Raw genomic sequence first — 15248 nt, 5'->3', positions numbered from 1 at the left:
CGCCTCAGAGCCCCTCGTCGAATTCGCGGCCGGGCAGCACGTACGGGACGATCAGCCGGGTGCGGTGATCGTGCCGGTCCACCAGCAGCGCCCGGTTGGCCCGGGGCGTGTAGGCGAGGTCGTGCACGCCGAGGTGCAGGCCGAGTTCGCCGCCGGGGACGTTCAGCGCGATGAGGCAGGCGACGTCGTCGCGGTTCTGGGTGCCGCCGAGGTCGTCGGAGAGCCGGCGCAGGCCGCGCCACCAGCCGAGCAGATGTACGCCGTAGCCGGGGCCCTGGCGCAGCAGGGTGCGCAGGTCGTCCAGGCCGGAGCGGAAGGTGGCCGGGTCACTCAGGCCGAGCGTGGCGCCGGCCGCGTCGACCCCGAACACCACCAGGTAGGTGCGGCCGGTCGGCGGTGTGTCGGTGGGTGGGGTGGCGAGGTCGCCGATGTGTCGGCGCAGGGCCGGCGCGTCGAGGTGGTCGACCGGGTGACCGGCGGCGCGCAGCGCGGTGACGGTGGCGTCGGCGACGTCGTCGGCGGTGGCCACCAGCGGCGCGATCAGGAACCGGGCGGTGCCGGGTGCGTGCTGGGCGGCGAGGCTGAGGGTGGCGGCGTGCAGCACGTCGGCGCCGGTGGCGGCGGTGCCGACCACGGCCAGGTGCCGGCCCGGGGTGGCGTCCAGTGGGAAGTAGGCGGTGGACAGGTCCACGTCGACGACCCGGCCGACCAGGGCGAGCGGGCGCCGTCCGCCGGGCGTCAACGACCGGTACGTGGGGTCGTCGGCGAGGTGCGTCGACTCGTACCCCTTGAAGACCGCGGGTGGGTGCGAGCCGGGACCGCGTCGTTGCCAGAGTTCGTGGCGCAGCGCCGCGACCCGGTCGCCGTCGGCGTGCGCGTCGGGGAAGCGGACGACGGTGTTGGCGCCGGCGATGCCGGCGGCGGGGTTGACGATGGCCGAGCCGACCGGCAGGGCGCCGGCCGCGTCGTTGAGTTTGTCCAGTACGCCGGAGCCGCCGGGTAGGGCGACGCGCAGCGGGAACTGGCCGAAGATGGAGTCGGCGCGGCCGTAGAGGGCCTCGATGCCGGACATGCTCTGGCTGGCCAGCACCAGGTGGATGCCGTAGGAGCGGCCCTTGCGGGCGAGTTCCTCCAGCAGGTCGGCGGCCTCGCGGGCGAGCCGGTCGTTGCCGGCGAACAGCACGTGGAACTCGTCGACGACGGCGACGACCCGGGGCAGCGGGGTGTCGTGGCCGGCGCGGCGCAGGTCGGCGAGCTTGGTGACGCCGTGTCGTTTGAGGACGGTGGCCCGGCGGTTGAGTTCGCGGCGCAGTTCGCGCAGCACGGCGACGCCGTACTCGCGGTCGGACTCGATGCCGACGGCGCGGGCGTGCGGGATCCAGGACGGGTCGTGACCGGACGGGGTGAACTCGGTGAAGCTGACGCCCTCCTTGAAGTCCAGCAGGTAGAGCGCCAGCTCGGCCGGGTCGTAGCGGGTGGCCAGGCCGTAGAGGACGTCGAGCAGGAAGACGGTCTTGCCGGCGCCGGTGCGGCCGCCGACCAGCCAGTGCGGGGTGGCGTCGTCGAAGGCGAGGGTGGCGGGTTCGCGGCCGGTCCGGCCGACGACGGTACGCAGGCCGTCCACCGAGGACTCGGTCCAGAGTTGGTCGGGCAGCAGGTCGGCGAAGGTGAGGGCGCCGGCCCGGCGGGCGGTCTCGCCGAGGGCGTTGGCGAGCTGGACGATGACGTCGTCGGGTGGGTCGCCGTCGAGGCGTACCGGGGCGGGCAGGCCGGTGCCGTCGGCGCTGTAGCGTTCGCCGGCCGGTTCGCCGATGTGGGCGTACCCGCCGTCGAAGCGGACCGGCGTGGTGGCGCCGAGGGCGGGCGGTCGTACGCCGGGCCCGGGCGGCGGGTAGCCGGCCAGGACGACGCAGACCCGGGCGGTGGGACCGGCGTGGGTGAGGGCGGCGAGCCGGGCCAGGTCGCGGCCGGTGGGGGCGGACGCGGCGACCAGCACCAGCAGTTCCCGGCCGGCGGTGGTGCGGTCGTCCTGGGCGGCGCGGACGTGCTCCTCGGCCTCGTCGAGCAGGGCGGCGACGGCGTCGTCGGAGGTGGCCGGTTCGGCCAGCACGCCGGCGGCGACCAGCGGCCGCAGCGGCAGGAAGGTGCCGCCCAGGGCGGCGGTGTCGGCGGTGAGCACCCGGACGGTGCCGGCCGGCGCGGCGGCCAGCAGGCGGACCACGAGGCGGCGCAGCAGGGCGGCGACCCGCAGGTCCCGGGCGTCGGACTCGAACGCCAGGTGCGCTCCCCCGCCGATCGGGGCGAGCGCGGGGAAGAAGCCGTCCACAGTGCTCGCGATGCCCAGCCGGACGGCCGTGCGGCCGGTCAGCGGTTCGGTGCCGAACGGGGCGTTCTCGCCGCCGAGCCAGCCGCTGGTGAGCTGGTCGCCGAGGCGGCGCAGGTCGGCGACGGTGTCGGCGGTGCCGGCGGGCTCGCCGGGTGCCGGGGTGGCCGGGCCGTCGAGCAGGCGGCGGGCGGTGGCGACGTGGTGCAGGGCGGCCCGGTGGGCCGCGACCGCCCGACCGAAGCTGGCTGCGAGCCTGCCCACCGCACCCCCACCCGCCTCGGCTTCGCGTAGTCAGGGGAACACTAACCGACGCGCACCACCGCGGAAAGCCGGCCCGGTCCGGTGCGGGTGTCGCCGGCCGCCGCGACGGTCCGGTGTGGCGTCGCGGGCCCGGGGCGGTCGGCGTCGCGGGCCCGGGGCGGTCGGCGTCGCGGGCCCGGGGCGGGTGTGGGCTCAGCCGGGGTCGGTGTCGTCCCGGTGCACCTGGCGCCGGTAGCCGCTGGGGGTGTAGCCGAGGACCGAGCGGAACTCGTTCGCCAGGTGGGAGTGGTCGGTGTAGCCGAGTTCGGCGGCGAGCGCGGCCAGGTTCGTCGCGGGTTCGGCGCGCAGGCGTTCGGCCGCCTCCTGGAGGCGCCGGCGGCGGATCATCGTCGAGGGTGGCAGCCCGACGTGCCGGCCGGCGAGTCGTTGCAGGGTGCGGACCGACACGTGCAGGCGCTCGGCCGCGTCCTCGACGGTCAGCACGGTGGGGTCGGTGCCGACGAGGTCGGCCATGACGTTGGCCAGCAGGGCCTCCTCGGTCGGGGCGGGGACCGTGGCGGTCAGCCAGTCGGTGAACGCCTCGACGGCGCGGTGGCGGTGCGCGTCGGTGCGCTCCCCCGGCGCGGTCATCGCCGCCGACACCGCGGCGTGCAGGTCGGGCTCGGGTACCGAACGGTAGGAGTCACGCAGGGTGGCGGGTTCGTCGGTGAACGCCCGCACCGCCGCCGGCCGCAGCAGCGCGCCGACGGCCCAGCCGGTCCCGCGCAGGTCCCGGTACGAGGCGCGGGTGGTGGGCCCGGCGAACCCGACGGTGTCCGACTCGACGACCAGGTTGCAGCCGGGGAAGGAGATCGTGTGCTGGCGGGAGGCGCGGCCCGGGGCGATCCGCCACTCCGGGATCCAGAACCAGTGCACCAGCGCGGCGACCCGGTCGGGCGCCGGGATCCGGTGGAACGTCGGCAGCCGCGCCGGGTACAGGATTCCCCGCTGGGCCAGGCTCACGGGCCACACGCTACGTGATGGCGCGTTTTTCCAAGCCGGCGCCGGTGAACGTCCGTACGGTTTCCGTCATGAGTACTTCGATCAAGGCCGCGACCGGCCAGTACACCACCGACGGCATCCCGCACGGTGCCACCAGCCTGACCCCGTTCCTGGCGATTCCCGACGCGCGGGGCGCGATCGACTTCTACCGGGACGTGTTCGGTGCCCGGGTGGTCGACGTGACGGAGATGGGTGGGGTGATCGCGCACGCCGTGCTCGACTTCGGCACGGGGTTGCTGCAGTTGGGCGAGCCGATGCCCGACTACGGCCTGGTCGCCGCGCCGGAGGGGGACAACGACTGCTACTCCATCGGGTTGTACTGCTCGGACGCGGACGCCGTGGTCGCCCGGGCCGAGGCCGCCGGCGCCACCGTCCGGGAGCCGCTGACCACCTTCGTGTCCGGTGACCGGTTCGCCAGCGTCCGGGACCCGTTCGGGGTGCGTTGGTCGATCATGACGCGGGTCGAGGACCTGTCCGAGGAGGAGAGCGCCCGCCGGGTCGCCGAATGGGCGGCGAAGCAGCAGTCCTGACCGACGGTTCGGCGTCGACGTCGGATGGTTCGTGAACGATGGGTGTCGTTCCGACAGCACCGGACGCGCACGAACCGGCCTCGGGCCCGGACCAGCTGGTCCGGGCCCGGGCGACGGTCAGCGCAGGAAGCGCCTCGGCCAGTCCGGGTCGCCGTGGGTCCGGAAGCGGGCGTCGCGTACGTCGAAGTTCATCTCCCACCTCCACGGCACCAAGAACCGTGACGGAAATAGTCCGCCACTGTGTCCGACTGAGCTATTCACCCCGGTGGGTGGGACGGCATTCGGACCCGTGGCCCGCGGATCCGAAGTGACCGTCTTTTTTCACACCGGGAAGTGCTGAGAAAGACGATAGTGGAATTCATCCCGGCGGGAAACCGAGTAATTGCCGGCAGAATCCGGCCCGTGACCGATGGATGAGAGGTTCCCTTTTCCCGCGCAGAGAAAAGGGTCAGGAACAAGCGTAGCCGGACGGTCATCCGCTCGAAAGCGGATTACCGTCCGGCCGTCGGGTCCTCATGGGCCGGTCACGGCCCACGTTGTTGGTCAGCCGCCGAGATCGGCGAGGCGGGGCAGGATCCGGTCGGCGAGGCCGTGGGTGAACTCGACCGGGTGCCGGTCGGGCATGGTCTGCACCTCGGTCACGCCGAGGTCGGCGTAGCCGGCCACGTCGGTCAGGAACGCGTCCGGGTCGACCAGCGGCGGGCGCATCATCAGGACGGTCTTCTCGATCCGGTCGTAGGGGCGGCCCTCGGTGTCGCAGTGCCGGCGCAGCACGTCGAGCTTGTGCGCGACATCGGCCGGGCTGGTGCCGAACAGGTTGCAGGCGTCGGCGTACCGGGCCACCAGGCGCAGCGTCTTCTGCTCCCCGCCGCCGCCGATCATGACGGGCGGGTGCGGCCGGGTCAGCGGCTGCGGCGAGTTGAGCGTCTCGGCGAGCTGGTAGTGCTTGCCGTCGAAGGTGCCGTTGTCGTCGCTCCACATCTGACGGCAGATCCGCAGCGTCTCCTCCAGCCGCTCGAACCGTTCGGCCACCGGCACCACGGGGACGCCGAGGCCGCGCTGCTCCCGCTCGTACCAGGAGGCGCCGATGCCGAGGCGGGCCCGGCCGCCGGACAGCACGTCCAGCGTGGTGACAATCTTGGCGAGCAGCCCCGGGTGGCGGTACATGACGCCGGTGACCAGCAGGCCGAGGGTCATCCGTTCGGTCTTCGCGGCGAGGTAGCCGAGGGTGGTGTAGCCCTCCAGCATCGGCTCCTCGGCCGGTGCCTGGGCCTCCATCTGGAAGTAGTGGTCCATCACCGTGAACGCGGAGACGCCGGCCTGCTCGGCGAGCGTGGCAGTCTCGGCTAGGGTCGGCGCGATGGCCGCCGGGTCGGCCGGCGTCGAGTAGGTCCAGTAGTGCAGTCCGAGCTTCATCTGGCACACCTCCGAGAGGCAGCCTAGTCCGGTTCGTCCGCACCGGCCGGGATACCGGACGCGGCCCGGCGGTCAGCCCCGCCCCGCCGGGGTCCGCGGCGGCTTGTGTCGGTACGCCACGATGCTCGTGTGATCACGCCGCTCCGCTCGCCGGTCTGGGTGACCCTCGGTTGTGTGGCGCTGGTGGTGGCCGGGGGCGCCCTGTTGTGGCTGCCGTTCCACACCCAGTCCGCGCTGGACGACTGGGGCACCGAACTGCGGGCCACCGGCATGCCGGCCCGCGCGGTCGTCTATGACCGGGTGACGAAGCGAAAGACCACCATGCATCTTCGGTACGAGCTGGCCGGCCGGACGTACGAGCAGGAGGTCGGCTGTGTCCAGGTCTGTCTTTCGGCTGGAGACGAGGTGTCCATCTGGGCCAATCCGGCCGATCCGGGTGACTTCGTGACCGACTTCGAGCAGCTCAGCGGGCACCGGGGGCGGGTACAGGGTGGGCTGGGTGCGGTCGGCTTCGTGATCCTGATCTTCGCCGTACCGCTGCTGCTGTCCCGCGTCCCGTTCGGCCGCTGGTTTCCGCGTCGATCCCCCGCCGCCCCGGTGCCGCGCACCGGCCCGTACCGGATCCGGTCCAAGTACAAGCGGAGCGGGCCGCGCTGAGCACCGGGGCCCTCGGCGTCCGGTGGAACGCCGAGGGCCGCTCGGCGCTGAAGACCAGGTTGACCGCGAAGCCCCAGCCGAGGCCGATCAGGCCGGTGCCCTCGTAGTCGCTGAGGTAGCTGATCAGCGCCAGCCCGCCCAGAAGACGATCATGTTGGACGAGAAGAAGGCCAGGAACGGAATCACGTCGCCACCGGCTTCGGCACGTTGCCGTTCTGCGCCATGTCGTAGCCGAGCCGGGAGGTGATTGGTGCGTCCTTTCGCCGGCGGTCAGCGCCCACCCGGGGCGGTCGGGTGGGCGTCGGGGCGCAGGTGGTCCGCGTCACGCTCCTGCGATCGCCTGCGCTGCTACCGCGCCGGCCCCGAACTCAATCGCCCGACCTCGCGGGGCAGACTGGGCGGATGTCAGGGAACGTCCTCACCGGGTTGGGCCTCCGGACGCCCGTCGTCGCGGCGCCGATGGCCGGCGGCCCGAGCACGCCCGAGTTGGTCACGGCGGTCACCGAGGCCGGTGGGCTCGGATTTCTCGCCGCCGGCTACCGCTCGGCCGCGGACCTGGCCGGTGAGCTGGCCCGGGTCCGGTCACTCACCGGTGGCGCGTTCGGTGTCAACGTCTTCGTGCCCGGGCCCGACCGGGGGACGGTGGACGACATCGCCGGGTACGCCCACGTCCTGACCCCGCTGGCGACCCGGCTGGGCGTCGCCCTCGGCACGCCGCACCCGGACGACGACGACTATCCGGCCAAGCTCGATCTGCTGGCGTCGGACCCGGTGCCCCTGGTCAGTTTCACCTTCGGCTGCCCCTCGGCGGCGGACGTCCGTCGGCTGCGGGACCGCGGCACGGTGGTGGCGCTGACCGTCACGACGGTCGCCGAGGCCACGGCCGGTCAGGCCGCCGGCGTGGACCTCCTGGTGGTGCAGGGCGACGCGGCGGGCGGGCACCGGGCCAGCTTCGTCGACGATCCCGCCGCCGCACCGGGTGCCGGCGCCCAGCCGCTGGCCGAGCTGTTGTCCCGGATCCGGGCCGCGGGCCCGCTGCCGTTGATCGGCACGGGCGGCCTGATGGACGGCTCGGACGTGGCGTCGGTGCTGGCCGTCGGTGCGATCGGCGCCCAACTGGGCACCGCCTTCCTGGACTGCCCGGAATCGGGCACGAACGCCACCCACCGCCGGGCGTTGCGGGACGACCGGTACGCCGCGACGGCGTTCACCCGGGCCTTCACCGGGCGCACCGCCCGGGGGCTGGTGAACGAGTTCATGGTCGGGTACGCCGCGGCGGCCCCCGCCGGCTACCCGTCCGTGCACCAGCTCACCCGGCCGCTGCGCGCCGCCGCCGCCCGGCACGGCGACGCCGACGCGCTGCACCTGTGGGCCGGGACCGGCTGGCGCCGGCTGCGCCCGATGGCCGCCGGCGACCTGGTCCGGCTGATCGAGGCCGAACGCACGGCCGGCCCGCGTGGCGCCGTGGCGAGCTGACCACCCGCGGCGCCGCGGTGGCCGGCCACGGGACGGTGGCCGGCCCCGGCCGGAACGGTCAGAGCAGGGCGCCGAGCGGTTGGGTGGCCGGTGCGACGGGTGCCGGCAGGTCACCGGTGCCGCTGAGGTACCGGTGCGCGGCCGCGGCGGCGGCCCGGCCCTCGGCGATGGCCCAGACCACCAGGGACGCGCCGCGGTGCATGTCGCCGGCCACGAAGACCCCGTCGGCGGCCTGCCAGTCGGCGTCGGTGTCCACCGCGCCCCGGGCGTTGCGGGCCACGCCGAACTGCTCCAGCAGCGGCTGCCGCTCGGTGCCCTCGAACCCGATCGCCAGCAGCACCAGGTCGGCCGGCAGTTCCCGTTCGGTGCCCGGAACCACCGTCATGATCCGCTCGCCGTTCCGCTTCTCGACCGTGACCTCGGCGATCCGGACCGCCCGGACCGCGCCGGTGCCGTCGTCGACGAACTCCTGGACGGCGACCGCGAACACCCGCTCGCCGCCCTCCTCGTGGGCCGGGTAGCTGCGCAGGATCCACGGCCAGGTGGGCCACGGGTCCCGGGCCGCGTCCCGGGCCGACGGTGGCTGCGGGTAGAGGTCCAGCTGGTGCACGCCGGCCGCGCCCTGCCGGTGCGCCACGCCCAGGCAGTCGGCCGCGGTGTCCCCGCCGCCGATGATGACCACGTGCTTGCCCGCCGCGTCCACCGCGGCGGCCGGTTCCCGGCCGGCGACCACCCGGTTCGCCGCGACCAGGTGCTCCATCGCCTGGTGCACGCCGCGCAGGCCACGCCCGGGAGTGGCCGGCGTGTCCCGGCCGGCGAGCGCGCCGCAGGCCAGCACCACCGCGTCGTACGCCGAGCGGAGCTGGTCGGCGGTGACGTCCACACCGACGGCCACCCCGGTACGGAACTCGACCCCCTCGGCGGCGAGCTGGGCCAGCCGCCGGTCGATGTGTTCCTTCTCCAGCTTGAAGTCCGGGATGCCGTAGCGCAGCAGGCCGCCGATCGCGTCGTCGCGTTCGTACACGGTGACCGCGTGCCCGGCGCGGACCAGTTGCTGGGCGGCGGCCAGGCCGGCCGGGCCGGATCCGACCACCGCGACCCGGCGCCCGGTGGACACCGGCCGGGCCTGCGGGGTGACCAGGTCGGCGTCGAAGGCCCGGTTGATGATCTCGACCTCGACCTGCTTGATGGTCACCGCTCCCGGCCCGTCGGCGGTGGGGGTGCCGGCCCGCCCGGGTACGCCGAGCACGCAGGCGGCCTCGCAGGGCGCCGGACAGAGCCGGCCGGTGAACTCCGGGAAGTTGTTGGTGGCGTGCAGCGACCCGATCGCGGACGCCCAGTCGCCGGTGCGGACCAGGTCGTTCCAGTCCGGGATCCGGTTGCCCAGCGGGCACCCGTCGTGGCAGAACGGGATGCCGCAGTCCATGCAGCGGCCGGCCTGCTCGCGGATCAGCTCGTCCGACGCGGTCGGGTAGACCTCCCGCCAGTCGCTGATCCGCACCGGCACCGGGCGGCGGGCCGGCAACCGCCGGTCGGCGCGCAGGAAACCGCTCGGGTCAGGCACGGGACACCTCCGGGTTGTCGTGGGTCGCGTCGGCGGCGGCGGAGTCGGCGGTGCCCGCGCCGACGGCGGTGGGTGGGGTGCCGACCGGGGCGCCGACCGCGCCGCCGGGATCGGTACGCGGGGCGGACAGCGCCGACATCACGGCCTCGTCGACGTCCAGGCCGGCCGCCTCGGCCTCCCGCATGATCTGCCGGACCCGCTTGTAGTCGCGGGGCACCACGGCGGTGAACTCCTCCACCGCCTCGGGCCAGCGCTTGAGCAGCTCCTCGGCGATGGCCGAGTCGGTCTCGGCGAAGTGCCGCTGGACCAGGTTGTGCAGGGTGCCCCGCTCGTCGTCGCTGGGCGGGGCCAGGTCGACCAGTTCGGTGTTGACCCGCCGCGGGTCCAGCCGCCAGACGTACGCGGTGCCGCCGGACATGCCGGCGGCGAAGTTGCGGCCGGTCGGGCCGAGCACCACCACCGTGCCGCCGGTCATGTACTCGCAGCCGTGGTCGCCGACGCCTTCGACGACAGCCACCGCGCCGGAGTTGCGGACCGCGAACCGTTCGCCGACCCGGCCGCGCAGCAGCAGTTCGCCGGCGGTGGCGCCGTACAGGATGGTGTTGCCCGCGATGATCTGGTCCTCGGCCCGGGAGCCGACGGCCGGCCGGCCCGCCTCCGGTCCGTCGACCGGCCGGGCCACGAACGGCGCGGTCGGGTCGGGGCGGACCACGAGCCGGCCGCCGGACAGGCCCTTGCCGACGTAGTCGTTGGCGTCGCCGAACAGCCGCAGCGTGACGCCGGGCGGCAGGAACGCGCCGAAGGACTGGCCGGCGGTGCCGGTCAGGGTGAACTCGATCGTGTCGGCCGGCAGGCCGGCACCGCCGAACCGGCGGGTCACCTCGCCGCCGAGCATCGCACCGACGCTGCGGTGCTCGTTGCGCACCGCGACCCGGGCCCGCACCGGCGTGACCGACGCCGTCGCCCGTGCCTGCTGGCCGGGCGCCGACGTCCACGAGACCGGCTCGCCCAGGGCCGGGGCGGCCAGGGCCAGCAGTTCGTTGTCCAGGGCCCGCTCCAGGCCGTGGTCCTGGGCCCGTACGCCGCGTCGGGCGGCGCCGGAGGGCACGATCGGCGCGGCGAGCACCGGGGTCAGGTCCAGGCCCTTGCCCTTCCAGTGCTCCACCGCCGGGACGAAGTCGAGCAGTTCGGAGGCGCCGATCGCCTCGTCGAGGGTGCGGAAGCCCAGCTCGGCGAGGTAGCCGCGGACCTCCTCGGCGAGGAAGAGGAAGAAGTTCTCCACGAACTCGGGCCGGCCGGTGTACCGCTCGCGCAGCACCGGGTTCTGGGTGGCGATGCCGACCGGGCAGGTGTCCAGGTGGCAGACCCGCATCATCACGCAGCCGGAGACGATCAGCGGGGCGGTGGCGAAGCCGTACTCCTCGGCGCCGAGCAGCGCCGCGATCAGCACGTCCCGGCCGGTCTTGAGCTGGCCGTCGACCTGCACGGTGACCCGGTCGCGCAGCCCGTTGAGCAGCAGCGTCTGCTGCGCCTCGGCCAGGCCCAGCTCCCACGGGGTGCCGGCGTGCTTGAGCGAGTTGAGCGGGGACGCGCCGGTGCCGCCGTCGTGGCCGGCGATCAGGATGACGTCGGCCTTGAGCTTGGCCACGCCCGCGGCGACGGTGCCGACGCCGACCTCGCTGACCAGCTTGACGTGCACCCGGGCGGTCGGGTTGACGCACTTCAGGTCGTGCACGAGCTGGGCCAGGTCCTCGATGGAGTAGATGTCGTGGTGCGGCGGCGGGGAGATCAGCCCGACGCCGGGGGTGGCGTGCCGGGTCCGGGCGATCCACGGCCAGACCTTGTTGCCGGGCAACTGCCCGCCCTCGCCGGGCTTGGCGCCCTGCGCCATCTTGATCTGCAGGTCGTCGGCGTTGACCAGGTACTCGCTGGTGACGCCGAACCGGCCGCTGGCGATCTGCTTGACCGCCGAGCGGCGCAGCGGGTCGTGCAGCCGGTCGACGTCCTCGCCGCCCTCACCGGTGTTGGACCGGCCACCGAGCCGGTTCATCGCCACCGCCAGGGTCTCGTGCGCCTCGGCCGAGATGGACCCGTACGACATGGCGCCGGTGGCGAACCGCTTGACGATCTCGCTGGCCGGCTCGACCTGGTCCGGCGGCACGGGTTCCCGGACGCCCTCGCGGATCCGGAACAGGCCGCGCAGCGAACCGCCCCGGGCGGCCAGGTCGTCGACGGTGGCGGTGTAGCGGCGGAAGACGTCGTACTGCCGGCTGCGGGTGGCGTGCTGCAGCAGGAAGACCGTCTCCGGGTTGAACAGGTGCAGCTCGCCGTCGCGGCGCCACTGGTACTCGCCGCCCACGGTGAGCCGGCGCGGCGCGGGCCGCCCGTCGGCCGCCGACCCGCCGTCGGTGGCGGGGCGACGGTCGGCGGCGCGGTGGTCGGTGCCGGCCGGTCCGTCGTCGGTCGGTCCGGCGCCCGGCGGCCAGGCCACCGCGTGCCGGGCGGCGATCTCGGCGTGCAGCTCGGTCAGCCCGATCCCGCCGATGGTGGACGGGGTTCCCCGGAAGTAGCGCTCGACCAGCCGGGCGTCCAGGCCGACGGCCTCGAAGACCTGGGCACCGCAGTACGACGAGACGGTGGAGATGCCCATCTTGGACATGATCTTCAGGACGCCCTTGCCGAGCGCCTTGACGTAGTTGCGGATCGCCTGCCGGGGTTCCAGGCCGGGCAGCGCGCCGGTGGCGATCAGGTCCTCCACCGACTCGAAGGCCAGGTACGGGTTGACCGCGGCGGCGCCGTACCCGATCAGCACCGCCGCGTGGTGCACCTCGCGGCAGTCGCCGGACTCGACGATCAGGGCGATCTGGGTGCGGGTCTGCTCCCGGACCAGGTGCTGGTGCACGGCCGCGGTGAGCAGCAGCGACGGGATGGGCACCAGGTCGGCGGTGGAGTCCCGGTCGGAGAGCACCAGGATCCGTACGCCGTCCTCGATGGCCTCGGAGACGTGCCGGCAGATCTCGGTCAGCCGGGCCTTGAGGCCGGCGGCACCGTCGCGCAGCCGATAGAGCCCGGAGACCCGGACCGCCTTGAAGCCGGGCAGGTCGCCGTCCTCGTCGATGGACAGCAGCTTGGCCAGCTCGTCGTTGTCGATGATCGGGTACGGCAGGGCCACCTGCCGGCAGCTCGCCGGGCCCGGGTCGAGCAGGTTGCCCTCCGGCCCGATGGTCTGCTGCAGGCTGGTCACCAGTTCCTCGCGGATGGCGTCCAGCGGCGGGTTGGTCACCTGGGCGAAGAGCTGGTGGAAGTAGTCGTAGAGCAGCCGCGGCTTGGTGGACAGCGGCGAGACCGGGGTGTCGGTGCCCATCGAGCCGAGCGGCTCGGCCCCGGTGCGGGCCATCGGGCCGAGCAGGATCTTCAGCTCCTCCTCGGTGTAGCCGAAGGTCTGCTGCCGGCGCCGGACCGAGTCGTGGGTGTAGACGATGTGCTCGCGTGGCGGCAGGTCGGCCAGGTCGATCAGGCCGGCATGCAGCCAGTCGTCGTACGGGTGCTCGGCGGCGAGTTCGGCCTTGATCTCGTCGTCGGTGACGATCCGGCCGGCCGCGGTGTCGACCAGGAACATCCGGCCCGGCTGCAACCGGCCCTTGGCCACCACGCTGGCCGGGTCGAGGTCCAGCACGCCGGCCTCGCTGCCCAGCACGACGAGCCCGTCGACGGTGCGCCACCAGCGGCCCGGCCGCAGGCCGTTGCGGTCGAGTACGGCGCCGACCAGCGTGCCGTCGGTGAAGGCGACCGAGGCCGGCCCGTCCCAGGGCTCCATCAGGCTGGCGTGGAAGCGGTAAAAGGCCCGCTTCGCGGGCGTCATGTCCGGGTCGTTCTCCCACGCCTCGGGGATCATCATCAGCACCGCGTGCGGCAGGCTGCGACCGGCCAGGTGCAGCAGTTCGAGCACCTCGTCGAAGGTGGCCGAGTCGGAGCCGCCGGGGGTGCAGACCGGGAACAGCCGCTTGATGTTGCCGGGGATGTGGTGGGCGGCTCCGCCGCCCTTGTCGGAACTGTCGCTCGCGAGCGCCGCTTCCCTGGCCTGCATCCAGTTCTTGTTGCCGCGGATGGTGTTGATCTCGCCGTTGTGGGCGATCAACCGGTACGGGTGCGCCAACGGCCAGGACGGGAAGGTGTTGGTGGAGAACCGGGAGTGCACCAGGGCGATGGCGCTGGTCACCCGCGGGTCGGTCAGGTCCGGGTAGAAGGCCGGCAACTGGTCCGGGGTGAGCATGCCCTTGTAGACCATGGTCCGGGCCGACAGCGACGGGAAGTAGGCCGGCACGCCGCGCTGGGCGGTCTCCCGCTCGGCCTGCTTGCGGACGCAGAAGGCGACCCGGTCCAGTTCCAGCCCGGCCAGCGGTTCGCCGGCCGGGCCGGCCGGCGAGCCGGTCAGCCGGTGGGCGGCGAGGAACACCTGCCGGATCCGGGGCCGGGCGGCGTCCGCCGTCTCGCCCAGGCCGTCCGGCCGCACCGGTACGTCCCGCCAGCCGATGATCTCAGCGCCCTCGACCAGCGCGTACTTCTCCACCACCCGGCGGGCGCGCAGTTCCTCGTCCGGGTCGGCGGGCAGGAAGACCAGACCGGTGGCGTACTGCCCGGCCGGGGGGAGGGAGAGATCGACGGCCTCCCGGAGGAAGCCGTCGGGGACCTGGATCATGATCCCGGCGCCGTCGCCGGTGTTCGGTTCGGCCCCTCGGGCGCCGCGATGGTCGAGCCGGCACAGCGCGGACAACCCGCCCGCCACTACCTCGTGCGAGCGCCGGCCGTGCAGGTCGGCGACGAACGCCACACCACAGGCGTCGTGTTCGTACGCCGGGTCGTACAGCCCGGTCCGGTCGCCGGCCGGGCGGTTTTGCGGCGGGAGAGGGTACGAGAAAGCCACCGGGCCTCCTGTCGTCGTTCACGTGCTGTCACGGTCGGGACGACGTCGGCCCTGGGTGGGGATTATTGAGTGTACGTTAGGGGCAACCCCGATCCACCAGTAGTAAATGATCACACCTTCCACGTACTGGGACAGGTACGCTCGCGCGCGTGACTGACGAGCGCGGTGAGCTGTTCGACCGGCTGGAACGCTTCTACGACGCGGTGCCCCGGGATACCGCCCGTGCGGAGGACTTCGGGCCTCTGGTGCTTTTTGTTCGGGAGGACGCTGGTTTCCCGTACTATGCCCGGCCGCGCATCGACGGCCCCGGACCGCCCTCGGCGGCCGACCTCGCCGCCGTCCGCGAGCGGCAGCGCGAGCTGGGCCTGCCCGAGGCGTTCGAGTGGGTGCACGAGCGGGTCCCCGACCTGCTGCCGGTGGCCCGCTCGGCCGGGCTGTCGGTGCTGGAGGCCCCGCTGATGGTGCTGGACCCGGCCGCGCTGCCGGCCGCCGGGGAGCTGCCGGACGTACCGGTGCGGATCCTCGACCCGGCGGCGGAGAGCTTCCCGGCGGACGTGGCAGCGCGCCGCGCGGTGGCCCAGGTCGGCTTCGGCGCGCCGGGCACCGGACGGGGTGATGCCGGACCGGCCGCCCGGGACGCCGCGCTGGTCCGGCCGGCGCCCGCCGACATCGAGGCCGAACGGGCCCGGGCGACCGCCGGCACCCGGCTGTCGGCGCTGGTCGAGTTGCCCGGCGACGGCGCGCTGGCCAGCGGCATGGCGATGCGGGTCGACGACGTCGCGGAACTGGCCGGGGTGGCCACCGTGCCGGCGGCCCGGCGGCGCGGCCTCGGCCTGGCGCTCACCGCCGCGCTGGCCCGGCGCCTGTTGGCCGACGGCGTGGACCTGGTCTTCCTCTCCGCCGGCAGCGAGGACATCGCCCGGGTCTACCTACGGGCCGGCTTCCGCCGGATCGGCACCGCCTGCATCGCCGAACCGGCCGCGGTCCTCGGCTGACTCGGTGACCGCGGCCTCGGTCGCGGTCCTCGGTCGCGGTCCTCGGTCGCGGTCCTCG

9 protein-coding genes are annotated in these 15248 nt (G+C 73.9%); 4 read left to right on the top strand and 5 right to left on the bottom strand.

Going from position 1 to position 15248, the window contains the following annotated elements; genetic code table 11:
* Nucleotides 1-4: 4 nt before the first annotated feature.
* Nucleotides 5-2587, bottom strand: coding sequence for an FtsK/SpoIIIE domain-containing protein (locus ACFOX0_RS19715; RefSeq protein WP_377547973.1), 2583 nt, complete (start codon nt 2585-2587; stop codon nt 5-7).
* A 192-nt stretch (nt 2588-2779) separates the two neighbouring features.
* Nucleotides 2780-3532, bottom strand: a complete 753-nt coding sequence (locus ACFOX0_RS19710; protein WP_377548065.1) for an AraC family transcriptional regulator — start codon at nt 3530-3532, stop codon at nt 2780-2782.
* 125 nt (nt 3533-3657) lie between these two features.
* On the opposite strand from ACFOX0_RS19710, the gene ACFOX0_RS19705 reads away from it, so the two are divergent.
* A complete protein-coding gene (locus ACFOX0_RS19705) occupies nt 3658-4158 on the top strand; it encodes a VOC family protein (protein ID WP_377547970.1) in 501 nt (166 codons plus the stop codon).
* Nucleotides 4159-4701: 543 nt separating this feature from the next.
* On the opposite strand, the gene ACFOX0_RS19700 is transcribed toward ACFOX0_RS19705, so the two are convergent.
* Nucleotides 4702-5574, bottom strand: a complete 873-nt coding sequence (locus ACFOX0_RS19700) for an LLM class F420-dependent oxidoreductase (RefSeq protein ID WP_377547968.1) — start codon at nt 5572-5574, stop codon at nt 4702-4704.
* 129 nt (nt 5575-5703) lie between these two features.
* On the opposite strand from ACFOX0_RS19700, the gene ACFOX0_RS19695 reads away from it, so the two are divergent.
* Entirely contained in the window at nt 5704-6231 is a 528-nt protein-coding gene (locus ACFOX0_RS19695) for a DUF3592 domain-containing protein (protein ID WP_377547965.1), read from the top strand.
* A 402-nt stretch (nt 6232-6633) separates the two neighbouring features.
* On the top strand, nt 6634-7707 hold the full coding sequence (locus ACFOX0_RS19690) for a nitronate monooxygenase (protein ID WP_377547963.1): 1074 nt from the start codon (nt 6634-6636) through the stop codon (nt 7705-7707).
* A 58-nt stretch (nt 7708-7765) separates the two neighbouring features.
* On the opposite strand, the gene ACFOX0_RS19685 is transcribed toward ACFOX0_RS19690, so the two are convergent.
* Together ACFOX0_RS19685 and ACFOX0_RS19680 are read right to left on the bottom strand one after the other, a co-directional pair.
* Entirely contained in the window at nt 7766-9271 is a 1506-nt protein-coding gene (locus tag ACFOX0_RS19685; RefSeq protein ID WP_377547960.1) for a glutamate synthase subunit beta, read from the bottom strand.
* The gene (locus ACFOX0_RS19680) at nt 9264-14195 is read right to left on the bottom strand and encodes a glutamate synthase-related protein (protein WP_377547958.1); all 4932 of its coding nucleotides are present in this window, start codon (nt 14193-14195) and stop codon (nt 9264-9266) included. The genes ACFOX0_RS19685 and ACFOX0_RS19680 overlap by 8 nt, the downstream gene beginning before the upstream one ends.
* Nucleotides 14196-14344: 149 nt before the next feature.
* Here ACFOX0_RS19680 and ACFOX0_RS19675 point away from each other — a divergent pair, with 149 nt between their 5' ends.
* The gene (locus tag ACFOX0_RS19675) at nt 14345-15190 is read left to right on the top strand and encodes a GNAT family N-acetyltransferase (protein ID WP_377547956.1); all 846 of its coding nucleotides are present in this window, start codon (nt 14345-14347) and stop codon (nt 15188-15190) included.
* The last annotated feature ends 58 nt before the right edge of the window (nt 15191-15248 follow it).

The sequence above is a fragment of the Micromonospora zhanjiangensis genome (assembly GCF_042650605.1).
GTDB classification, from domain to species: domain Bacteria; phylum Actinomycetota; class Actinomycetes; order Mycobacteriales; family Micromonosporaceae; genus Micromonospora_J; species Micromonospora_J zhanjiangensis.
Note: the sequence above shows the minus strand (reverse complement) of the source record. Positions and strands in the feature narration are given on the sequence as shown.

Excerpts from the sequence above, each read along its gene's own strand:
- ACFOX0_RS19690 (WP_377547963.1), top strand. The coding sequence starts at position 6,634 with ATGTCAGGGAACGTCCTCACCGGGTTGGGCCTCCGGACGCCCGTCGTC.
- ACFOX0_RS19700 (WP_377547968.1), bottom strand. The coding sequence starts at position 5,574 with ATGAAGCTCGGACTGCACTACTGGACCTACTCGACGCCGGCCGACCCG.
- ACFOX0_RS19705 (WP_377547970.1), top strand. The coding sequence starts at position 3,658 with ATGAGTACTTCGATCAAGGCCGCGACCGGCCAGTACACCACCGACGGC.